Annotated in this window: 19 protein-coding genes and 1 pseudogene; 9 read left to right on the forward strand and 11 right to left on the reverse strand. The window is 63.2% G+C overall.

The window, feature by feature from the left end:
- Positions 1-9: 9 nt before the first annotated feature.
- A complete protein-coding gene (gene ribBA, locus KW062_RS14340) occupies positions 10-1,119 on the reverse strand; it encodes a bifunctional 3,4-dihydroxy-2-butanone-4-phosphate synthase/GTP cyclohydrolase II (RefSeq protein ID WP_027620792.1) in 1,110 nt (369 codons plus the stop codon).
- A 69-nt stretch (positions 1,120-1,188) separates the two neighbouring features.
- Between ribBA and KW062_RS14345 the strand changes: the two genes are divergently transcribed.
- Positions 1,189-1,485 carry a DUF1330 domain-containing protein gene (locus KW062_RS14345; protein ID WP_027620793.1) on the forward strand — a complete coding sequence of 99 codons (297 nt, stop codon included), beginning with the start codon at positions 1,189-1,191 and terminating at the stop codon, positions 1,483-1,485.
- A gap of 119 nt (positions 1,486-1,604) precedes the next feature.
- Here KW062_RS14345 and KW062_RS14350 read toward each other — a convergent pair whose 3' ends face one another.
- From KW062_RS14350 to KW062_RS14385, 8 genes are all read right to left on the reverse strand, one after another.
- Positions 1,605-2,168 carry an NUDIX hydrolase gene (locus tag KW062_RS14350; protein WP_027620794.1) on the reverse strand — a complete coding sequence of 188 codons (564 nt, stop codon included), beginning with the start codon at positions 2,166-2,168 and terminating at the stop codon, positions 1,605-1,607.
- A 2-nt stretch (positions 2,169-2,170) separates the two neighbouring features.
- Positions 2,171-2,923 carry a GntR family transcriptional regulator gene (locus KW062_RS14355; protein ID WP_027620795.1) on the reverse strand — a complete coding sequence of 251 codons (753 nt, stop codon included), beginning with the start codon at positions 2,921-2,923 and terminating at the stop codon, positions 2,171-2,173.
- A 74-nt stretch (positions 2,924-2,997) separates the two neighbouring features.
- Positions 2,998-3,387: a carboxymuconolactone decarboxylase family protein gene (locus KW062_RS14360; protein ID WP_027620796.1), complete on the reverse strand. Its 390-nt coding sequence runs from the start codon at positions 3,385-3,387 to the stop codon at positions 2,998-3,000.
- 59 nt (positions 3,388-3,446) lie between these two features.
- Positions 3,447-4,898, reverse strand: a complete 1,452-nt coding sequence (locus KW062_RS14365) for an NAD-dependent succinate-semialdehyde dehydrogenase (protein ID WP_027620797.1) — start codon at positions 4,896-4,898, stop codon at positions 3,447-3,449.
- Positions 4,899-4,991: 93 nt separating this feature from the next.
- Positions 4,992-5,477: a flavin reductase family protein gene (locus tag KW062_RS14370; protein ID WP_027620798.1), complete on the reverse strand. Its 486-nt coding sequence runs from the start codon at positions 5,475-5,477 to the stop codon at positions 4,992-4,994.
- A gap of 12 nt (positions 5,478-5,489) precedes the next feature.
- Entirely contained in the window at positions 5,490-6,971 is a 1,482-nt protein-coding gene (locus tag KW062_RS14375) for an aldehyde dehydrogenase (RefSeq protein WP_105755193.1), read from the reverse strand.
- Positions 6,968-7,801 carry an alpha/beta fold hydrolase gene (locus tag KW062_RS14380; RefSeq protein ID WP_027620800.1) on the reverse strand — a complete coding sequence of 278 codons (834 nt, stop codon included), beginning with the start codon at positions 7,799-7,801 and terminating at the stop codon, positions 6,968-6,970. The genes KW062_RS14375 and KW062_RS14380 overlap by 4 nt, the downstream gene beginning before the upstream one ends.
- Before the next feature lie 42 nt (positions 7,802-7,843).
- On the reverse strand, positions 7,844-8,434 hold the full coding sequence (locus tag KW062_RS14385; protein WP_027620801.1) for an amino acid synthesis family protein: 591 nt from the start codon (positions 8,432-8,434) through the stop codon (positions 7,844-7,846).
- Between the two features lie 312 nt (positions 8,435-8,746).
- On the opposite strand from KW062_RS14385, the gene KW062_RS14390 reads away from it, so the two are divergent.
- Entirely contained in the window at positions 8,747-10,873 is a 2,127-nt protein-coding gene (locus tag KW062_RS14390) for a TonB-dependent siderophore receptor (protein ID WP_177433268.1), read from the forward strand.
- A gap of 141 nt (positions 10,874-11,014) precedes the next feature.
- On the opposite strand, the pseudogene KW062_RS28925 reads toward KW062_RS14390, so the two are convergent.
- Positions 11,015-11,101 (reverse strand): annotated as a pseudogene (locus KW062_RS28925) (outer membrane lipoprotein carrier protein LolA); the annotation flags it as partial.
- Between the two features lie 535 nt (positions 11,102-11,636).
- On the opposite strand from KW062_RS28925, the gene KW062_RS14395 reads away from it, so the two are divergent.
- Positions 11,637-12,500, forward strand: coding sequence for a DMT family transporter (locus KW062_RS14395; protein WP_105755196.1), 864 nt, complete (start codon positions 11,637-11,639; stop codon positions 12,498-12,500).
- Positions 12,501-12,549: 49 nt separating this feature from the next.
- Positions 12,550-13,092, forward strand: a complete 543-nt coding sequence (locus tag KW062_RS14400) for a DinB family protein (RefSeq protein WP_105755197.1) — start codon at positions 12,550-12,552, stop codon at positions 13,090-13,092.
- On the opposite strand, the gene KW062_RS14405 is transcribed toward KW062_RS14400, so the two are convergent.
- Positions 13,089-13,880: an SDR family NAD(P)-dependent oxidoreductase gene (locus tag KW062_RS14405; protein WP_105755198.1), complete on the reverse strand. Its 792-nt coding sequence runs from the start codon at positions 13,878-13,880 to the stop codon at positions 13,089-13,091. The genes KW062_RS14400 and KW062_RS14405 overlap by 4 nt on opposite strands.
- A gap of 314 nt (positions 13,881-14,194) precedes the next feature.
- Between KW062_RS14405 and KW062_RS14410 the strand changes: the two genes are divergently transcribed.
- From KW062_RS14410 to KW062_RS14430, 5 genes are all read left to right on the forward strand, one after another.
- Positions 14,195-15,445, forward strand: a complete 1,251-nt coding sequence (locus KW062_RS14410; RefSeq protein WP_027620806.1) for an OprD family outer membrane porin — start codon at positions 14,195-14,197, stop codon at positions 15,443-15,445.
- Positions 15,446-15,500: 55 nt separating this feature from the next.
- Positions 15,501-16,856 (forward strand): spinster family MFS transporter, encoded by a 1,356-nt coding sequence (locus tag KW062_RS14415; RefSeq protein ID WP_027620807.1) that lies wholly within the window; start codon positions 15,501-15,503, stop codon positions 16,854-16,856.
- Between the two features lie 83 nt (positions 16,857-16,939).
- Positions 16,940-17,914: an AraC family transcriptional regulator gene (locus tag KW062_RS14420; RefSeq protein WP_105755199.1), complete on the forward strand. Its 975-nt coding sequence runs from the start codon at positions 16,940-16,942 to the stop codon at positions 17,912-17,914.
- Positions 17,915-18,010: 96 nt separating this feature from the next.
- The gene (locus KW062_RS14425; protein ID WP_105755200.1) at positions 18,011-19,120 is read left to right on the forward strand and encodes an NAD/NADP-dependent octopine/nopaline dehydrogenase family protein; all 1,110 of its coding nucleotides are present in this window, start codon (positions 18,011-18,013) and stop codon (positions 19,118-19,120) included.
- Complete coding sequence (locus KW062_RS14430) at positions 19,117-20,115, forward strand: 3-hydroxybutyryl-CoA dehydrogenase (protein WP_105755201.1); 999 nt, start codon at positions 19,117-19,119, stop codon at positions 20,113-20,115. Before KW062_RS14425 ends, KW062_RS14430 begins: the two co-directional genes overlap by 4 nt.
- Positions 20,116-20,256: the final 141 nt, after the last annotated feature.

Consider the following 20,256-nt stretch of genomic DNA (forward strand, 5'->3'; position numbering starts at 1 on the left):
CATCTGCGCTCAGCCAGTAAACGCAATACTCTCCACCACCTCCAGGTCATACCCGGTCAACCCCGCATACTTCAGCGGCGGCCCCAGGTGGCGCAGCTTGCCCACGCCGAGGTTCTGCAGAATTTGCGCGCCGGTGCCGACTTCCGAGTAGATCCGCGACTGCGAGCGGCTGAACTGGCGGGGCGCCTGGGTCAGTTGCGGCACGCGCTCGAGCAGGGCCTGGGACGATTCGTGGTTGGCCAGCACCACCACCACGCCGCGACCTTCTTCGGCCACCCGTTGCAACGCGGCCCACAGCGTCCAGTTCGACGGGCCGCTGTATTCGGCGCCGACCAGGTCACGTAGCGGGTCGATCACATGCACCCGCACCAGGGTCGGCTCATCGTGGCGCAGCTCACCCATGACCATTGCCATGTGGACACCGCCTTCGATGCGATCCTCATAGGTGATCAGACGAAAGGTGCCATGCACGGTAGGCAGCTCTCGTTCGCCGATGCGTTCGACCGTGTGTTCGTTGCTCAGACGGTAGTGGATCAGGTCGGCAATGGTGCCGATCTTGATCCCGTGTTTTTGCGCGAAGATTTCCAGGTCGGGGCGGCGGGCCATGGTGCCGTCGTCGTTCATCACCTCGACAATCACCGAGGCCGGGGTGAAGCCGGCCAGGCGCGCCAGGTCGCAGCCGGCTTCGGTGTGGCCGGCGCGGGTCAGCACGCCACCTTCGCGGGCGCGCAGCGGGAAGATGTGGCCGGGCTGGACGATATCGGCGGCTGTCGCGCCGGGGGTAACGGCGGCGGCCACGGTGCGTGCGCGGTCGGCAGCGGAGATGCCGGTGGTGACCCCGGTGGCCGCTTCAATCGACACGGTGAAGGCGGTGCTGAACACGCTGCCATTGCTCGGCACCATCTGCTCCAGGCCGAGGCGCTGGCAGTGTTCGTCGGTCAGGGTCAGGCAGATCAGGCCCCGCGCCTCACGGGCCATGAAACTGATGGCAGCGGCGTCGCAGCAATCGGCGGCGAGCAGCAGGTCGCCTTCGTTTTCGCGGTCCTCGTCATCGACCAACAGGACCATTTTGCCGAGGCGGTAATCTTCGATGATTTCTTCGATGCTGTTGAAGGCCATGCTGGACTCCCGGTGTTTGTAGGAAATATAGTGTGGTATACCATAATACAAAATAACGAGGAGGTCACGATGAAGGCGTACTGGATTGCCCATGTGGATGTCAGCGACAGCGATCAATACAGCCAATACACCCAACGCGCGCCCAAGGCTTTTGCCGTCTATGGCGGACGCATGCTGGCCCGCGGCGGACGCAGTGAGGCCCTGGAAGGCCGGCCGACGCCGCAGCGCAGTGTGGTGATTGAATTTGACTCGTATGAACAGGCGCTGGCCTGTTATCACTCGGATTTGTATCAGGAGGCGAAGGGCCACCGGGAGGGTGTGGCGCGGGCGGAGGTGATTATTGTGGAGGGGGTTGCGCCGATTTGATAAGCACCATGCTGCGGCCCTCTGTAGGAGCGAGCCTGCTCGCGATGCGGTGTGACAGTCGACATTGATGTTGAATGTCAGTCAGCTATCGCGAGCAGGCTCGCTCCTACAGGAGACCGTCAGCGGATGAAATGAATCTTCCCGCTATCGTCATTGCCGATATAGATGCCGTAGACCCCTGCCTGGCGTTCGTCGATGTAACGTTCGAGGATCTGGCGGATGGCCGGGTAGTAGATGTCGTCCCAGGGAATATCCTCGGGGGCGAAGAATTGGTAGGCGAGGGTTTCCGGGCCGAACTGGCCGGTGATCTCCAGGGCGATGGCGCGGAAGATGATGTACACCTCGCTGATCTGCGGCACGCTGAAGATCGAGTAGGGCGAGAGGATTTCCCCGCGCACGCCGCTTTCTTCCCAGACCTCGCGCAACGCCGCCTGCTCGGTAGTTTCCCCGGCCTCCATGAAGCCCGCCGGCAGCGTCCAGGTGCCCGGACGTGGCGGTATGGCGCGTTGGCACAACAGGTATTTACCGTCCTGCTCGATGATGCAGCCGGCGATGATCTTCGGGTTGATGTAGTGGACGTAGCCGCAACCGCGGCACATCAGGCGCTCGTGCGTATCGCCCGGCGGTAACTGCGACTTGAGGTCAGGGCTACCGCATTTTGGGCAAAAGCTCGGGCTGAACATGATCAACGACCTATGCGAGGTTCTTTCAGGGCGATGGGTTGGGTGATCGCGGGAATCGCGCCGGTTTCTTCTTGCTTGCGCTTGAGGTATTCGAGGGCGACGTTGGCGGCGGCGCGAACGTGGTCGACACAGGCCTGGTGGGCGGCCAGGGCATCACCGCTCTTGATCGCCTCGACCATGCGTTCCATTTCCTGGTTGCTGGCGCCACGGCGGTTTTCCTGGGACACCGAGGTCGCCCGCAGGTAGCTGATGCGCGCCTGCAACTGACGCAACTGGGTGGCGGCGACGTGGTTGCCGGAGCCTTCCAGCAGCACGTCGTAGAAGCCCTGCACCGAGTCGATGACCTGCTGCAGCTCACCTTCCTTGAGCGCCTGGCGGTTTTCTTCCAGGGCTTTTTCCAGGGCCTTGATGTCCCGGGCCTTGGCACGCAGGGTGAATAGCTGGACGATCAGGCCTTCGAGCACGCAACGCAGCTCATAGATGTCGACGGCATCGGCCAGGGTGATGATCGCCACCCGTGGACCCTTGGCGTCGGCGAACTCTACCAGGCCTTCGGATTCCAGGTGACGCAAGGCTTCACGCACCGAAGTGCGGCTCACGCCCAGGCGATCGCACAGATCGCGCTCGACCAGGCGATCGCCTGGCAGAAGCTGGAAGTTCATGATGGCGCTTCGCAGTTTATCCAGCACGATTTCGCGCAGGGTAACGGGGTTGCGATTGACCTTGAAGCTGTCGTCGAGTGGCAGGCGTTTCATGGGGTACGCTCTAAAGTTGGCTGTCCCTGCACAACGGGCATCGTCCGTGGGCGTTTGGTTCAGACAGCCGAAGGTTAACTTGAGGCCTCGGCGTCGGCTTCGGCGAAGGCTTCACGGGCCAGCCGGAAACTGTCCACGGCCGCCGGGACGCCGCAATAAATGCCGACCTGAAGCAGAATTTCGCGTATTTGCTCACGACTCAGGCCGTTACGCAAGGCGCCGCGCACATGCAGCTTGAGTTCGTGCGGACGGTTGAGCGCCGAGATCATCGCCAGGTTGATCATGCTGCGCTCCTTGAGCGACAAGCCCTCGCGCCCCCAGACATGGCCCCAGCAGTACTCGGTGACCATTTCCTGCAGGGGACGGGTGAAGTCATCGGCGTTCTCGATGGAGCGATTGACATAGGCCTCGCCCAGTACCTGGGTGCGGATTTGCAGGCCTTTTTGGTATTTTTCGTTGCTCATTTCAATGTCTCCCATGAATTGCGGGGTGCAAACCCTTGTAGGCGCCGGCAAGCCAGCCCCTACAACCCACCCATCAAGGTGTATTTGATTTCCAGATAATCCTCGATCCCATACTTGGAACCTTCACGCCCCAGGCCCGAGGATTTGATCCCGCCAAACGGCGCGACTTCGGTTGAGATCAGCCCTTCGTTGATCCCGACCATGCCGTACTCCAGCGCTTCGCTCATGCGCCAGGCGCGGCCGAGGTCGCGGGTGTAACAGTAGGCGGCGAGGCCGAATTCGGTGTCGTTGGCCATCTGCACGGCCTCGGCTTCGCTGCCGAAACGGAACACCGCCGCCAGTGGGCCGAAGGTTTCCTGGGTGGCGACCTGCATCCGCGCGGTCACGCCTGACAGCACCGTCGGCTGGAAGAAACCATGGCCGAGTGCATGCCGTTCGCCGCCACAAAGCAGCTCGGCGCCATGGGCGAGGGCGTCCTGCACGTGCTCCTCGACCTTGGCCACCGCGCGCTCGTTGATCAGCGGACCTTGAGTCACGCCGCTATCGAAACCGCTGCCGACCTGCAGTTGCGCGACCCGTTCCGCCAGCCGTGCTACGAACGCATCGTGGATGCCGTCCTGCACCAGGAAGCGGTTGACGCAGACGCAGGTCTGCCCGGCGTTGCGGAACTTGGCGATCAACGCGCCTTCCACCGCACGCTCGAGATCGGCATCGTCGAAGACGATAAAGGGCGCGTTACCACCCAACTCCAGCGAGACCTTTTTCAGGGTCGGTGCGCACTGCGCCATGAGCAGTTTGCCAATCGCCGTCGAACCGGTGAACGACAGCTTGCGCACCTTCGAGCTGGCGGTGAGTTCGCCGCCGATGGCAACGGCGTCGCCGGTGATCACGTTGAAAATCCCCGGCGCAATCCCTGCCTGTTCGGCCAGCGCCGCCATGGCCAGGGCCGAGAACGGGGTTTCCGGCGCCGGCTTGACGATGCACGGGCAACCGGCGGCGAGGGCCGGGCCAGCCTTGCGGGTGATCATCGCGGCAGGGAAGTTCCACGGGGTGATCGCCGCCACGACGCCGATCGGCTCCTTGCTGACGACGATGCGCGCATCGCCCTTGTGGCTGGGAATGGTGTCGCCATAGATGCGCTTGGCTTCTTCGGCGAACCACTCGATAAAACTCGCGGCGTAGAGGATTTCGCCCTTGGCCTCGGCCAGTGGCTTGCCTTGTTCGAGGGTGAGGATCGCGGCCAGGGCGTCGGCGTTTTCCAGCATCAGCCCGTGCCAGCGCTTGAGAATGTTGCTGCGTTCCTTGGCGGTCAGCCCACGCCAGGCCGGCCATGCCTTATTGGCCGCGTCGATGGCCAGGCGCGCGTGTTCGGCGCCGAGGTTGGGCACCCGGCCGATGAGTTCACCGTTGGCCGGATTGAAGATGTCCTGCTGCGCACCGTCGGGGGCGTCGAGCCATTGGCCGTTGATATAGGCCTGCTGGCGGAACAGGGGGGAGGCGGCTGGGTTCATGCGGGCTCCTGGCAAAAATAGTGAAATCTGCACGAGTCCCTGTGGGAGCGGCCCGGGCGGCGTTCCGCTCCCACAGGAGGTGGCGGGGCCGTGTCAGGCCAACGTGGGCAGCGGCCCGAGCTTGCCTTTGTGGTAGATCATCGGGGTCACCGGTTGCGCGGGCAGGATCAGGTTTTTCACCGCGCCGACGATGATCGCGTGATCGCCGCCGTCGTATTCGCGCCACAATTCGCATTCGATGATCGCCGTCGCCTTGCCGAGCAGCGGATTGCCCAGCTCGCTCAGGTGCCAGTCGATGCCGGCGGCCTTGTCCTTGCCCTTGCCGGCGAACGCATAGGCCTCGGCGGTCTGGTCGGCGGACAGCAGGTGAATCGCGAACTGCTTGCTGTCACGCAGGATCGGGTAGGTGTCGGAGCCGTAGTTGGGGCAGAACAGCACCAGCGCCGGGTCGATCGACAGGGCACTGAAGGCGCTGGCGGTGATGCCGACGATGGCGCCATCCGGGTCGAGGGTGGTGACCACCGTGACGCCGGACGGGAAGGAGCTCATGACGTCTTTGTAAATGCCGGGTTCGATCATTTTTATGGACTCCTAGCGCATGACAAACGGATCAGGCATCGGTGCCTGGGACAGGTTGATCCACACCGTTTTCAGCTCGGTGTAGGCCAGCACCGAATCGATGCCGCTTTCGCGTCCATAGCCGCTGTTCTTGAAACCGCCGATCGGCGCCATGGCCGAGACCGCGCGGTAGGTGTTGACCCAGATGATCCCCGAACGCACGTCACGGGCCAGGCGGTGGGCGCGGCCCAGGTCGCGGGTCCAGATGCCGGCGGCGAGGCCGAACTGCGAGTCGTTGGCGATTGCCAGGGCTTCGGCTTCGTCCTTGAAACGGATCACCGACGCCACCGGGCCGAAGACTTCTTCCTGCATGATCTTCATCGAGTTGCGGTCGCACTCGAACAGCGTCGGCTCGTAGAACCAGCCATCGCCGAGGCCCGCCGGACGCTTGCCGCCCAGGCGCAAGCGCGCACCTTCGGCTATCGCGTCGGCCACCAGGCCTTCGACCACCGCCAGTTGCTGCGCGGTGGCCATCGGGCCCATTTCGCTGCTGTCGTCCTGCGGGTTGCCGATGCGGATGCGCTCGGCGCGCTGCACCAGGCGGCTGACGAATTCGTCGTAAATCTCGTCTTGCACCAGCAGTCGCGAACCGGACACGCAGCTCTGTCCGGAGGCAGCGTAGATCCCGGCGATGGCGCCGTTGATCGCGCTGTCCAGGTCGGCGTCGGCGAAGATGATGTTCGGCGACTTGCCGCCCAGTTCCAGCGACAGCTTGGCGAAGTTCTCAGCGCTGCTGCGCACCACATGGCGAGCAGTGGCGGCGCCGCCGGTGAAGGCGATCTTGCGCACCAGCGGGTGACGGGTCAGGGCGGCACCGGTGCTCGGGCCGTAACCGGTGACCACGTTGACTACCCCTGGCGGGATCCCGGCTTCCAGCGCCAGGCGCGCCAGTTCAAGGATGGTTGCCGAGGCGTGCTCGGACGGCTTGATCACGATGGTGTTGCCCGCCGCGAGGGCTGGAGCCAGTTTGATCGCGGTCAGGTACAGCGGGCTGTTCCAGGGGATGATCGCGGCGACCACACCCATGGCTTCGTGCACGGTGTAGGCAAACAGGTCCGGCTTGTCCAGCGGCAGGGTGCCGCCTTCGAGCTTATCGGCAAGGCCGGCGGTGTAGTGGAAAAATTCCGGCAAATAGCTGACCTGGCCACGGGTCTCGCGGATCAGCTTGCCGTTGTCGCGGCTTTCCAGCTGCGCCAGGTGTTCCTTGTTCTCGGCGATCAGATCACCGAGGCGGCGCAGCAACTTGCCCCGGGCGGTGGCGGTGAGCCCGCGCCAGGCCGGGCTGTCGAAGGCAGTCTGCGCAGCCTGCACGGCGCGCTCGACATCGGCTTCGTCGGCGTCGGGCAACTGCGCCCAGGGCTCGGCCAGCGCCGGGTTGAGGCTGTCGAAAGTCTTGCCGGAGAGGGCATCGACCCATTCACCGCCGATGCACATGTGGAAGCGTGCGAGTGTCATGCAACAATCCCCTTTATATGGTTTTGTCGGGAGTAGGCAAGGTCGAGGAACTCCAGCAGCATCTGGTTGACCAGGCGCGGCGACTCTACCGGCATCATATGCCGTTGCTCGTGCAGCACCGCAACCTTCGCGCCGGGTATGCAGCGAGCCAGTTGCTCGGCCATTTCCGGGGTCGAACCGGGGTCCAGTTCGCCGGTGGCGATCAGCGTCGGCACCTGGATACTCGCCAGGTCGTCGGCGCGGTACATGTCCTGGGTGGCGAACAGCTCGTAGGTGGTCAGGTAACCCTGGGGGTCGTTCTGCGCCAGGGTCTGGCGCAACGCGGCGATCTGCGCCGGATTGGCGGCCTGGTATTCGCGACTGAACCAGCGCGACAGTGCCGCTTCGGCGTTGGCATCCGGACCGTGTTCGGCGGCCTGAGCGGTGCGAGCAATCACCCCGGCGCGTTGTTCAGCGGTGCGATTGAACACGCTATTGAGCACCACCAGGCTCTGCAGGCGTTGCGGGTAATGCAGGGCGAAGGCCCGCGCCACCAGGCCGCCCATGGAAAAGCCGATCACCGTGGCCGCCGGCAATTGCAGGTGATCGAGCAGCTCCAGCAACTGCTCGGCATAACCGAGCAGGGGCGTGCCACTGGCCGGGCGCGGGCTGGCGCCGTGACCGAGCATGTCGTAGGCGATCACCCGGTATTTGGACGCCAGGCCAACGACCTGGCCGCCCCACATTTCTTTATTCAGGCCCACGCCGTGGATCAAAACCACGGGCTGGCCTTGGCCGGTCGCCAGGTAACTGGTTCCAGCCGGGGTGAGTTCAGCGGTGAGCCGAATCATGGAGCGCTCCTGCAGACCTTTTTGTTGGAGTGAACGACCGGCTTACTGGGCTTTTTCGGCGGCCAGTTCTTCCAGGTCGATGTAGCGGTTACCGATACGCGGATGCAGGCGGCCACCGTCGGCACAGCCGAGGACGACGACGATTTCGTCGGCACGTGGCGCGTCTTCGATTTGCATTTCCAGGGTGATGTAGTGCGAGCGCAGGCCTTCGTCGTCCTTGTGCATCATCGGGATCTGGATCGAAGTGCCCGGACCACCGCGCTTGTTGGTGAAGCTCAGATAGCTCTTGGCCTTGACCGCTTCGCGATAGTGGTTGCCGAAGCGCAGGGTGTGGATCACCGCCGAGGCGTGTTCGATCTCGCCGTCAGCACCGACCACTGCTGCCTTGCCGTAAGCCTCGATTTTCTCGGCACCACCGATAATCCCCACCAGGCGCTCCACCATCAGCGCGCCGAGGTCTGAGCAGTTGGCACGGATCTGCGGCTTGAGGTCTTCGACAAAACCGTTGCCCAGCCATGGGTTCTTCATCACCACGGCGAGGCCGACCATGGTCACCGGCTTGTCGGTGGGCTTGCCGCCCTCGATGAAGGTTTCTTCGACATAGCTGACGATCTTGCGGATTTCGAAACTCATGAGCTGCTCCATACGAGAAGAAAAGTGTCTGTGCGTCTGATGGTATACCATAATACCAATCGTGCAAGCGCTTAATCGGGTTTCTCGTCGGGAGGCGATGAAAAGCAGGGGGGGGGAGGGATGACGCGGTTTGAACTGTGGGAGCGGGCTTGCTCCTGCAGGGGGTATGGCGGCAATCCCAGGAAGATCGGAGGCAGAAGATCAAAGGCTTAACTGAGAATACGTATCAAAAACAAATGAGGTGCTATACCATGCGCCGCAATTTTCTGGCAGGTATGCCACCCCATTTGGCTATTCAGCAAGGTTATCTCGATGCGTCGTACGCTGCTGTCGATCTGTGTGCTCCAGGCAATCTCTGCGTCATCCTGGGCCGACCAGGCCACAAACGATGAAAACGTCCTGCAACTGCAAGCGACCGACATCGTCGGCACCGCGGAGTATGAAAGCCCGCTGGGCCCGGTGGACGGCTACCGCGCCACTCGCTCGGCCAGCGCCACCCGCACCGACACCGCGCTCCATGAAACGCCGCAGTCGATCAGCGTAGTGGGCAAGGACGTGGTCCAGGACCTCAGTGCCACGCGCCTGCAGGACGCCCTCGACTACGCCGGCGGCGTTGGCCGGGCCAATAATTTTGGCGGCCAGGGCCTGACCACCTTTACTGTGCGCGGTTTCACCACCGGTGAGTTCTATCGCAACGGCTTTCCGATTAACCGCGGTTATCCGAACATGCCGGATGCCAACACCATCGAACGCCTGGAAGTGCTGCGCGGGCCGGCGACCACGCTCTACGGTCGCGGCGATCCGGGTGGCACCTTCAACGTCGTCTCCAAGCAGCCGCTGGCCGAACCGACGGTGACCCTGGGCAGCCAGTTCGATGATCAGGGCATGCAGCGCGGTACCCTGGATGCCTCCGGTCCGCTCGATGAAGAAGGCCGTTTGGCTTATCGCCTGAATGTGGTGGGCGAGGGCGGCGACACCTTCCGCGACCATGTCGAGACCGAACGCTACGGCGTGACCCCGGTGCTGAGCTGGCAGGTCAACGATGAGACCAAGCTGATCTTCGAGGGGGACTTCATGCGCAACAATCACCCGCTCGATCGCGGCGTGACGCGCTACCCGAATCAGATCGGCACCGCCTCGCGCGAGACCTTCTTCGGCGAAAAAGACGTCGGCAAGTTGCACAACGACAACAGCATGGCGCAGTTGCGTTTCGAGCACATGTTGAGCGACGACTGGACCTTGGGCGGCGGCTTCCAGTGGCTGGACGGCAGCCTGCAGGGCAACGCGGTGGAAGCCAATGGCGTCGCGGCAGACGGCCGCACCCTGGGCCGCAACTTCAACTACCGCAAGCTGGAATGGACCGACAAGGACAGCCAACTCAACCTCACCGGTCATTTCAGCGCGGGCGGTTTCGATCACACCTTGCTGACCGGCGTCGAGTACGAGGATTACGACTACCAGTCGATCATCCAGCGCTCCAGCGGCGCGGTGAGCGCCTACCCGATCGACATCTTCAATCCGGTCTACGGCCAGCCACGCCCCGCCTTGACCCGCACCCCGACCGACGATCAGGAAAACCTCAAGACCTACGCCGCCTTCGTCCAGGACCAGGTAGCCCTGACCGAGCGCCTCAAAGTCCTGGCCGGGGCGCGTTTCGAGCGCTTCGAACACGACTACCAGACCTTCGTGCCAGGCGGGCGCAGTTGGCAGGCCAGCGACAACGCGGTGACCCCGCGCCTGGGCGTCACCTACGACCTGACCGAAAGCGTGGCGCTCTACGCCAACACTGCGCGCTCGTTCAAGCCCAACGCCGGCGCCAGCCGCGAGGGTGGCGGATTCGATCCGGAGAAGGGCAAGTCCTATGAGCTGGGCTTGAAGTGGGAGGCGCTGGACAATCAGTTGAGTGTCGACGCCGCGATCTACCAGATCGAAAAGCGCAACGTGCTGACCACCGACCCCGTGGACTCGACCTACAGCGTGGCCGCGGGCGAGGTGCGCAGCCGTGGCTTCGACCTGAACATCGCCGGCAACCTGACCCCGCAATGGCGGGTGATTGGCGGCTATGCCTACGTCGATGCCGAGGTGACCAAGGACAACGTCATCGATTCCGGCACCCGCCTGATGAACATTCCGCAGAACAGCTTCAGCCTGCTCAACGTCTACGAATTCCAGGACGGCGCGCTCAAAGGCCTGGGCCTTGGCACCGGCCTCAAGTACGTCGACGAGCGCGCCGGGCAGACCGCCAACACCGCGTTCTCCATGGCCAGCTACACCGTCGTCGATCTGCTCGGCTACTACAAGGTCAACGACAGGATCCGCCTCAACCTGGATGTGAAGAACCTGACCGATGAAGACTACGAAGAGGGCGCGTTCGGCAACGTCTACGCCTATCCGGGGGCACCGAGGACGGTACAGGTTGGGATTGCGTATACCCTTTGAACACTCCTGTAGGAGCGAGCCTGCTCGCGAAAAACCTGAGGGCGCCGCGTGCATTCAGGCAGCCCGCGTCATCGTTGACGACCATCGCGAGCAGGCTCGCTCCTACAGAAACTGCGGCCGATCACACGATCTGCGGACACTGCAAATCACTGTGGGAGCAAGCCTGCTCGCGAAAAACCTGAGGGCGCCGCGTGCATTCAGGCAGCCCGCGTCATCGTTGACGACCATCGCGAGCAGGCTCGCTCCTACAGAAACTGGGGCCGATCACACGATCTGCGGACACTGCAAATCACTGTAGGAGCGAGCCTGCTCGCGAAAAACCCGAGGGCGCCGCGTACATTCAGGCAGCCCGCGTCATCGTTGACGACCATCGCGAGCAGGCTCGCTCCTACAGTTTGATCTGCTGAACACAGAGCCTGCATCCACCGCAAATCTCTGTGGGACCGAGCCTGCTCGGGATGAGGCCGGCGCTGCCGGTACATGAATCGCCTGACACATCGCCTTCGCGAGCAGGCTCGCTCCTACAGTTTGATCTGCTGAACACAGAGCCTGCATCCACCGCGAAACCCTGTGGGACCGAGCCTGCTCGGGATGAGGCCGGCACGTCCGGCACACCCGTCGCCTGACACGCCGCCTTCGTCAGCAAACTAGCTCCCACAATGTCCTACACCTTGAGTAGTAGGCCCTCTGGCTCATTGCACGCCGGCTGTTTGTTCGTAGACACTGGACAACCCTCCATCTCCGCTGCCCATCCGAGCGCGCAATGACCGAAAACCGCGATTCACCGCAGTGGCTGTTGCTGGGCGGCACGCTGTTCAGCCTGGTGGCCTTTGCCGCCAACTCGATCTTCTGTCGCCTGGCCCTGAAAAGCGCCGCCATCAACCCCGAGTCCTTCACCGCCATTCGCCTGATCGGCGGCGCGCTGTTCTTGATGCTGCTGTTGCGCCTCGGCAACAAGGGTGAGGCGGCGGGCAGTTGGCGCGGCGGGCTCTATCTGTTTGTCTACGCCTACCTGTTTTCCCTGGCCTACATCCATCTCGACGCCGGGGTCGGCGCGTTGATTCTGTTCGGCGCCGTGCAAATCACCATGTTCGCCTTGGGCTGGAAAAACGGCGAGAAAGTGCGGCCGAAAACCGCTGTCGGGATGCTGCTGGCGTTCGGCGGCTTGATCGTCCTGCTTGCTCCCGGCGGCAACGCGCCGCCACTGCTCAGCGCCGTGGCCATGACCATTGCCGGAATTGCCTGGGGTATCTATTCGATCCTCGGCAGGCGCTCGATCAACCCCCTCAAGGACACCGCCGGCAATTTCCTGCGCAGCGTGCCGCTGGTGGTTCTCGCCGCCCTCGCGACCCTGGCGCAAGGCGCCATCTCCATCACCCCAACCGGCGCGCTCTATGCGGCCGCGTCCGGCGTGCTGGCCTCGGGCGCCGGCTATGCGGTGTGGTACGCGGTGCTCGGCAAAATGCGTGCGCAGACGGCAGCTACCTTGCAGTTGAGCGTGCCGGTGTTGGCGTCGGTGGCGGGGGTGGTGTTTTTGGGGGAGAGGTTGTCGACGCGGCTAATGATTGCTTCGGTGATAGTGCTGGGGGGGATTGGGTTGGCATTGCGAGGTGCCACGCGGCAGTGATAAAAGCCTTACAAGATCCGCTTGGCCCACCCGCAAGGACCACCCCCGCATGAACCGCACCCAGCACATCCACCTCATGGCAACCTACAACCAGTGGATGAACGCCAAGCTTTACCAGGCCGCGAGCAGCCTGCCCGATGAGGAACTCGCCGCCGACCGCAAGGCCTTCTTCGGTTCCATTCTCGGCACCCTGAATCACCTGGCGCTAGGCGACCGGGTCTGGCTGCAGCGTTTCGCCAGGCACCCGGCGAACTATCCGCTACTGGAGCCGATTCGCCAGCTGCCGGCCCCGAGCAATCTCAAGGCATTGCAGTTCACCAACATCCGCGAGCTGTCCGCCCATCGCGCGTGGCTCGATCAGCTGATTATCGAGTGGGCCGGCTCGATTACCGAGGCTGAGCTGGACCATCCTCTCGAGTACGCCAACATGAAAGGCGTACCGGCCCAGAAGGATTTCTTCGGCCTGATCATGCATTTCTTCAACCACCAGACCCATCACCGTGGCCAGGTGACGACCTTGCTCTCGCAGGCCGGTGTCGACCCGGGTGATACCGACCTGGTGATCCTGATTCCCTCCGAGCCTGTGGCCTAGAACGCGCTCTTGATCACTCCGCCATCGGCGCGCAACGCCGCCCCGGTGGTCGCCGACGACAGTGGACTGGCAACATAGGCGACCAGGGAGGCGATTTCCTGCGGTGAGCTGAAGCGCTTGATCAGCGAGGTGGGCCGGACCTTCTCGAAGAACTCCTTCTCGAAACCTTCAAAGGATTGGCCCTGCGCCTTGGCCAGGGTCTCGACGAACTCGCCGACGCCACGGGATTTGGTCGGCCCCGGCAGCACGCTGTTGACGGTGATACCGGTGCCGGCCACGGCTTCCGCCAGGCCACGGGCGACGGCAAGCTGGGCGGTTTTGGTCACCCCGTAGTGGATCATTTCGACCGGAATCTGCACCCCGCTTTCGCTGGAAATAAAAATGATGCGGCCCCAGTTGGCCTGCTTCATCGCCGGCAGGAACAGCCGGGCCAGGCGTACGCCACTGAGCACGTTGACGTCGAAGAAGCGTTGCCAGTCTTCGTCGGGGATCTCTTCGAAGGGCTTGGGCTCGAAGATGCCGAGGTTATTCACCAGGATCTCCACCCCCGGAAAGCGTCGCGCGACCTCGTCGGCGGCGGCCGCCGTGCTCAGGTCGCCGGCAAATCCATGCACTTGAGCGCCGGTCTGCGCCTGCAGTTGCGCTACCACGCTGTCCACCGACGCCTGGGAGCGACCATTGACGATCACGCGAGCGCCTTCCTCGGCCAGGGTAGTGACGATCGCCAGGCCGATGCCGGCGGTGCTGCCGCTGACCAGGGCGAGTTTGCCTTGCAGGTTCAGGTCCATGAGCGAGTGCCTTCTTCGTGGGTGGAAAAAGCAGGCGACGGGGCCGCCAAGGGTGAGGAGTCAGTCTAGTGCGGTTTTCCCGATTGAACGCCACGTTCGTCGTGTTCTGCGCGGCCACCGCGCTAAGGAAATCCCGTAGGCGCACTGGAGTTTTCCCCGCCCTCGATGCTGTTCGTCTCGATACCACCCCGGCCGCTACTGACTTACCTTGCACAAGCCTTATGCAGGCCGCCGGCGTTCGGCTGCCACTGCGTCTGGCTTGAATGCGCTCCTATAACAACAGTGCCAAGCACGTACAGAGGTGGAGAGGGTTGATGTCCAGGGATAAGCAAGCGTGCCGCGGGCTCGCAATTGCCAGCGTGATGGGGATGGTCTGTGCGCCATGGGTCGCCCAGGCGGATGTGATGGATGACAGTCACTTCAAGGTCGATACCCGCAACTTCTATTTGCACCGCAACTACACCAATACCAACGCACCGGTGTCCGAAGTGCACAGTTGGTCCCAGGGCTTCGATGCCCAGTTCACCTCCGGCTATACCGACACCGCATTGGCAGTTGGGCTGGATGTGGACGCACAGTACGCGCTGCGCCTGGACTCGTCGGGCAATGACGGTTCGTTACCCTTCAGCGTGCATGACCAGCAGACCGCCAACGACTACAGCCGTGCCGGCGCGACCCTGAAAATGCGCTACAGCAAGACCGAGCTCAAGGTCGGCGACCTGCGTCCGCAGTATCCGGTGGCTTTCGATGACCCCAGCCGGCAGCTGGATACCCTCTACCAGGGCGCGGTGGTTGAGTCGAAAGAGGTCGATGGTCTGACGCTCACCGGCGGGCGTTTCTGGTCGGCGGTGACTCGTGAATCGTCGAACCACGAGAAGCTCTACAAATTCGGTTCCACCGACAACCTCGACAGCGACGGCCTGGATTTTGGCGGCGCCACCTACGACATCACCAAGAACCTGCAAGCCAGTTATTTCTACGGCGTTCTCCACGACATCTACCAGCAGCACTACTTCGGCCTGATGCACATGGCCGAGCTGGGCAATGGCTACAAGCTCAAGACCGACCTGCGTTACTTCAACAACAACGAGGATGGCAACGCGCTCAACGGTGAAATCGACAACCGTTCCTGGGGCACGCTGTTCAGCCTGTTCAAGGGCGCGCACATGGTCGGCCTCAGCTACCAGCGCATGCTCGGTGACAGCGTGTTCCCGACCATGAACGGCTACATCCCGCAACCTTATCTGGTGCACTGGTCGTCCCTGGGCTTCGTGCGCCCGGGCGAACGCTCTTGGGCTGCACGCTACAGCTATGACTTTGCCGGGATGGGCCTGCCGGGGCTGAAGTTCGTCACCCGCTACACCAAGGGTACCCAATGGGACCGGGGCGCCAACCTCAGCGATAACCAGGAGAGCGAACGCTTCCTCGGCGTCAACTACGTGGTGCAAAGCGGGGCGCTGCAAGGCCTCGGTTTTGACCTGCGCAACATCGATGTGAAGCAGAAGTACGGCTACGACTACAACGAATTCCGCGTCGCCACGACCTACACCTGGAAGTTCTGGTAAGCCCCGTCGACCAGCGCCTTGCGTGCCCGGGCGCCCTCCAAGAGAAATAAAACCAATGAATACTCAAGTCGATACCGCGCTGTTGCAGAAGAAAAAGACCTACCTCTATGAGTGGTATGTGGTGGGTCTGTGCATGGTCGCCTACATCTTTTCCTTCGTGGACCGGCAGATCCTCGCGCTGATGATCGAGCCGATCAAGGCCGACCTGCAGCTCAGCGACACCCAGTTCAGCCTGCTGCACGGCCTGGCGTTCTCCCTGTTCTATGCGTTCATGGGCATGCCCATCGCCTACCTGGCGGACCGTTTTTCACGACCGAAAATCATCGCCGTCGGCGTGGTGTTCTGGAGCCTGACCACAGCGGCCTGCGGTCTGAGCAAGAACTTTCTGCACATGTTCCTCGCGCGGATTGGCGTCGGCGTGGGCGAGGCGGCCTTGTCGCCGTCGGCCTACTCGATGTTCAGCGACATGTTCCCCAAGGAAAAGCTCGGGCGCGCGGTGGGCATCTACTCCATCGGCTCGTTCATCGGCGGCGGTTTGGCGTTCCTGGTGGGCGGCTATGTGATTGCTCTGCTCAAGGACATGAACACCATCGAAGTCGCGGTGCTCGGTGCGGTCAAGGCCTGGCAGCTGGCGTTCTTTATTGTCGGTCTGCCGGGGATTCTTGTCGGCCTGCTGATCTGGCTGACCGTGCGTGACCCGGCGCGCAAGGGCCTGCAACTGGATGCCGAAGGCAAGCCACGCAAGGTCGGGCTGGGTGACGGTTTGCGCTTCCTCGGTCGCCATCGCGCCACCTTCAGCTTCCACTACCTGGGCTTTTCCTTCTACGCCATGGTGCTGTTCTGCATGATGAGCTGGAGCCCGGCGCTGTACATCCGCAAGTTCGGCCTGTCGCCGGTGGAGGCGGGCTACATGCTCGGCACCGTGCTGTTGCTGGCCAACACCGCCGGGGTGCTGTTTGGCGGCTGGCTCACCGACTACCTGGCCAAGCGCGGCCATCAGGATGCGGCGATGCGCACCGGGGTGATTGGCGCCCTGGGGATGATCGTGCCGGCGGTGCTGTTCCCGCAGGTCGATCAGCTGTGGCTGTCGGTGACCCTGCTGGTGCCGGCGATGTTCTTCGCCTCGTTCCCGATGCCGGCGTCCACCGCGGCCATGCAGATCCTCGCGCCGAACCAGGTGCGCGCCCAGGTCTCGGCGGTGTTCCTGCTGATCAGCAACCTGCTGGGCCTGGGGCTGGGTACAACGCTGGTGGCGCTGTTGACCGACCGTTACTTCGGCTCGCCGGCTGCTGTGGGTTCTTCGATGTCGCTGGTGATGATTGGCGCCTCGGCCCTCACCGTGCTGTTGCTGTGGCGCGGTTGCAAGTGCTTTCGCGAGAGCTATGCGCGGGAGTATCCGAATCGGCCGTGATACTTGAACTCGATGATTGACCCCTCGGCCTCGCCCCGTCTTACGGTGCGGGGCCTTGGCGTTGCAGAACCGGAGAAGTTTCTATGTTGAATGACATCCATCTGCTCGAGCGGCACAGCCTCCTGAGTTCCGCCGATCAACGCGAGATCCAGGCCAGGGTCAGCCATTACCTGTGCCCGCATCGCTTCACCGTGCTGCGCGACGCGCCGATCCACACCCGGCTCAACGGTGTGTTCTTCGGCGACTCGGCACTGCTCGACCTGCGTTACGGCGCACCGGTGGAAATCAGCATCGGCGACATCGCCGACCAGTACCTGTTTCGCATCACCTTGCAAGGCCACTGCGAGGTAGCTCACGGTCGGCGCAGTGCGGCGATGCAGGCCGGCTGCCTGAGCGTGTCGTCGCCATTCGCCAGGAGCCGGATCGTCACCGATGGCGAATGCCGCAACCTGATCCTGCGGGTCGACCGCGATGCCCTCGAAACCCAGTTGCAACACCTGCTCGGGCGCAGCTTGCGGCAGCCGGTGATCTTCGAGGTCAGCGTCGACCGGCAGGGCGCCGGCGTTGTCAGCCTGTACCACACCCTCGATTACATCTGCCGGTTGTACGGCAGCGGCGTCGAGGGCCCGCCTATCGCCGTCGGTCTCTCGGACTACCTGATGCAGCTGCTGCTGACCCAGTTGCCCCACAACTATTGCGCCGATTTGCTGCGCGATCCCCGCGCGCCGTTGCCCCACCATGTGCGCAAGGCGCGGGACTATATAGAAGAACATCTCGATCAAAGCATCAGCCTCAGCACCCTCAGCGAGCTGTGCGGCGTGTCGATCCGCACCCTGCAAAACGGCTTTCGGCAGTTCCTCCAGCAGCCACCGCTGGACTACATCCGCGACCGGCGTCTGGCGCTGATCCACGAGGCTTTGAAGCAGGCCAGGGACAACGACAGCGTGACCAGCATCCTGTTGCGCCACGGCATCAACAGCCTCGGGCATTTCTCCAGTCTCTATCGCCAGCGCTATGGCTGCCTGCCGTCGGACACGCTGCGCCGGCGGATGCATTGACGCGGCTGCGTGATCGGTCGCTTCGCTGCGCAATCGGATAAGCCTGTGGCGGCGCGCCTCGCTAGCATCGAGTCTCTAACAAGAGGAGTGTCTTAGATGAAGATCAGTGTGCTCGGTGGTGGTCATGGCTGTTACGCGGCGGCGGTGGAAATGGCCGAGAAGGGCCATCAGGTGCGCCTGTGGCGGCGGGACGGTGCGGCGCTCAAGGCGCTGCTGGAAATCGGCAGCCTGACGGTCCGCGATTACCGTGGTACGCGCCAGGTGTCGGTGGGTCAGCCGGGTGATCTGCTGACCCTGACCGACAATCTGGCCGAAGCCCTCGGCGATGCGCAACTGGTGATCGTGCCGCTGCCGTCGACCTCACACGACGACCTGGCCCAGCAGGTCGCACCGCACCTGCATGACGGCCAGGTGCTGTTCCTGCCACCGGGGACCTTTGGCAGCTATGTGTTCGCCAGGGCCATGGCGGATGCCGGCAATCACAGTCGGGTAGCCTTCGCTGAAACCGGCACCCTGCCGTATCTGGTACGCAAGCACGGTGCCAACCAACTGGTGATCAGTTGCTACGCGACCCGGCTGCCGACCGGGGTGTTTCCCGCCGAGTTGTCCGGGTCGGCCTTTGCGGTATTGCGCGAGGCTTATCCGAGTGTCGAGCCGATCGAAGACGCCCTCAGTGGTGCGCTGATGAATGCCGGGCCGATCATTCACCCGCCGTTGATCATGATGAACGCCGGGCCCCTGGAGCACTTCGAGACCTGGGACATTCACAACGAGGGTACTCAGCCGTCGATTCGCCGGGTGACCAACCAGCTCGACGCCGAGCGCATGGCCGTGCGTGAGGCATTGGGCTACGGCGCGCCGCACTTTCCATTGGCCGATCACTACAACAGCACGGAAGGCGAGGAGTGGATGTACGGCCGTGGCGCCCACGGCAAGTTGACCGACAGTGGCGACTGGCGTGAAGACATCAATCTGCAGACCCACCGTTACATGCTCGAAGACACGCGCCTTGGCCTGTCATTGCTGGTGTCTGTGGGGCGCTGGGCGGGTGTGTCGACCCCGGTCGCGCAAGGCCTGCTGAGCATCGCTTCGGCAGTGTCCGGGCGCAATCTCTACGCCGAAGGCCGGACCCTGGAAAACCTCGGTCTGGCCGGGCTCGACCGGGCACAGATGAGCGCGCTGCTGACCCAGGGTTGCCCACGATGAACGCTGTGCTGCCGAAGGTCTGCGTGGTCGGCGCCGGGCGGATGGGCGAGGGCATTGCCCTGGCGTTCATCCATGCCGGTCTGCCGGTGAGCCTGATCGATATCAAGGAGCGCGCCGAGGACCAGCGCCGGGATTACTTCGAAAAGGTGCGCAACAACCTGCGCAGTGAATTGCAGATGCTGGTGCGCCTGGGGTTGCTTGAGGACGCGCAGGCGGACATTGCCCTGGCGCGCCTGACTCTGCAATCGCGGACCCAGGCAGCGGCAACCTTGGGCGAGTGCGACCTGGTTTTCGAGGCGGTGCCGGAAGTCATCGAGTTGAAGCAGGCGACTTTTGCCTGGGTCAGCCAGCAGGTGCCGGCAACGACCATTATTGCCTCGACCACCTCGACCTTCCTGGTTACCGAGCTGGCGGGGATGGTCGACGCGCCGCAGCGTTTCGTCAACGCCCATTGGCTCAATCCCGCCTACCTGATGCCGCTGGTGGAAGTCAGCCGCAGTGAGACGACGTGTGCGCAGGTGGTCCAGCGCCTGCTGCAGTTGCTCAAACGCATCGGCAAGGTGCCGGTGGTGTGCAACCCGGTGGCCGGCTACATCGTGCCGCGCATCCAGGCGCTGGCGATGAACGAGGCGGCGAGGATGGTCGAGGAGGGCGTGGCCAGCGCCGAGGATATCGACACGGCGGTTCGGGTCGGCTTTGGCTTGCGGTTTTCGGTGTTGGGGCTGCTGGAGTTTATCGATTGGGGCGGCGGTGACATTCTCTACTACGCCTCGCGCTACCTGAGCCGCGAACTGGCCCCGCGCTTCGAGTCGCCGCAGGTCATTGCCGACAACATGCAGGGCGGTCGCAATGGCTTGCGCGATGGGCAGGGGTTCTACGATTACCGGGAACGGGATGTGGAGGCCTACAAGCAGCAACGGCTCGGGGAGTTTGTGCGCAAGTTGCAACTGAGCGGGCTGACGCCGGCGTTTGAGGGGGCCTTGCGGCAGGGTTGATGACCCGGGCCTGCCGCTTGGCTTTGATGCGATTGCTGTTGCTGTTGATTTTGTGGGAGCGAGCCTGCTCGCGAAAGAACGTTAGGGCGCCGCGTACATTCAGGATGCCCGAGTCATCGTTCTTCGCGAGCAGGCTCGCTC

Source organism: Pseudomonas fluorescens (assembly GCF_019212185.1).
In the GTDB taxonomy this organism is placed as follows: domain Bacteria; phylum Pseudomonadota; class Gammaproteobacteria; order Pseudomonadales; family Pseudomonadaceae; genus Aquipseudomonas.

What these genes read in the sequence shown, in the direction of transcription:
- ribBA (WP_027620792.1), bottom strand. Translation starts at nt 1,119, where the DNA reads ATGGCCTTCAACAGCATCGAAGAAATCATCGAAGATTACCGCCTCGGC.
- KW062_RS14345 (WP_027620793.1), top strand. Translation starts at nt 1,189, where the DNA reads ATGAAGGCGTACTGGATTGCCCATGTGGATGTCAGCGACAGCGATCAA.
- KW062_RS14350 (WP_027620794.1), bottom strand. Translation starts at nt 2,168, where the DNA reads ATGTTCAGCCCGAGCTTTTGCCCAAAATGCGGTAGCCCTGACCTCAAG.
- KW062_RS14355 (WP_027620795.1), bottom strand. Translation starts at nt 2,923, where the DNA reads ATGAAACGCCTGCCACTCGACGACAGCTTCAAGGTCAATCGCAACCCC.
- KW062_RS14360 (WP_027620796.1), bottom strand. Translation starts at nt 3,387, where the DNA reads ATGAGCAACGAAAAATACCAAAAAGGCCTGCAAATCCGCACCCAGGTA.
- KW062_RS14365 (WP_027620797.1), bottom strand. Translation starts at nt 4,898, where the DNA reads ATGAACCCAGCCGCCTCCCCCCTGTTCCGCCAGCAGGCCTATATCAAC.
- KW062_RS14370 (WP_027620798.1), bottom strand. Translation starts at nt 5,477, where the DNA reads ATGATCGAACCCGGCATTTACAAAGACGTCATGAGCTCCTTCCCGTCC.
- KW062_RS14375 (WP_105755193.1), bottom strand. Translation starts at nt 6,971, where the DNA reads ATGACACTCGCACGCTTCCACATGTGCATCGGCGGTGAATGGGTCGAT.
- KW062_RS14380 (WP_027620800.1), bottom strand. Translation starts at nt 7,801, where the DNA reads ATGATTCGGCTCACCGCTGAACTCACCCCGGCTGGAACCAGTTACCTG.
- KW062_RS14385 (WP_027620801.1), bottom strand. Translation starts at nt 8,434, where the DNA reads ATGAGTTTCGAAATCCGCAAGATCGTCAGCTATGTCGAAGAAACCTTC.
- KW062_RS14390 (WP_177433268.1), top strand. Translation starts at nt 8,747, where the DNA reads ATGCGTCGTACGCTGCTGTCGATCTGTGTGCTCCAGGCAATCTCTGCG.
- KW062_RS14395 (WP_105755196.1), top strand. Translation starts at nt 11,637, where the DNA reads ATGACCGAAAACCGCGATTCACCGCAGTGGCTGTTGCTGGGCGGCACG.
- KW062_RS14400 (WP_105755197.1), top strand. Translation starts at nt 12,550, where the DNA reads ATGAACCGCACCCAGCACATCCACCTCATGGCAACCTACAACCAGTGG.
- KW062_RS14405 (WP_105755198.1), bottom strand. Translation starts at nt 13,880, where the DNA reads ATGGACCTGAACCTGCAAGGCAAACTCGCCCTGGTCAGCGGCAGCACC.
- KW062_RS14410 (WP_027620806.1), top strand. Translation starts at nt 14,195, where the DNA reads ATGTCCAGGGATAAGCAAGCGTGCCGCGGGCTCGCAATTGCCAGCGTG.
- KW062_RS14415 (WP_027620807.1), top strand. Translation starts at nt 15,501, where the DNA reads ATGAATACTCAAGTCGATACCGCGCTGTTGCAGAAGAAAAAGACCTAC.
- KW062_RS14420 (WP_105755199.1), top strand. Translation starts at nt 16,940, where the DNA reads ATGTTGAATGACATCCATCTGCTCGAGCGGCACAGCCTCCTGAGTTCC.
- KW062_RS14425 (WP_105755200.1), top strand. Translation starts at nt 18,011, where the DNA reads ATGAAGATCAGTGTGCTCGGTGGTGGTCATGGCTGTTACGCGGCGGCG.
- KW062_RS14430 (WP_105755201.1), top strand. Translation starts at nt 19,117, where the DNA reads ATGAACGCTGTGCTGCCGAAGGTCTGCGTGGTCGGCGCCGGGCGGATG.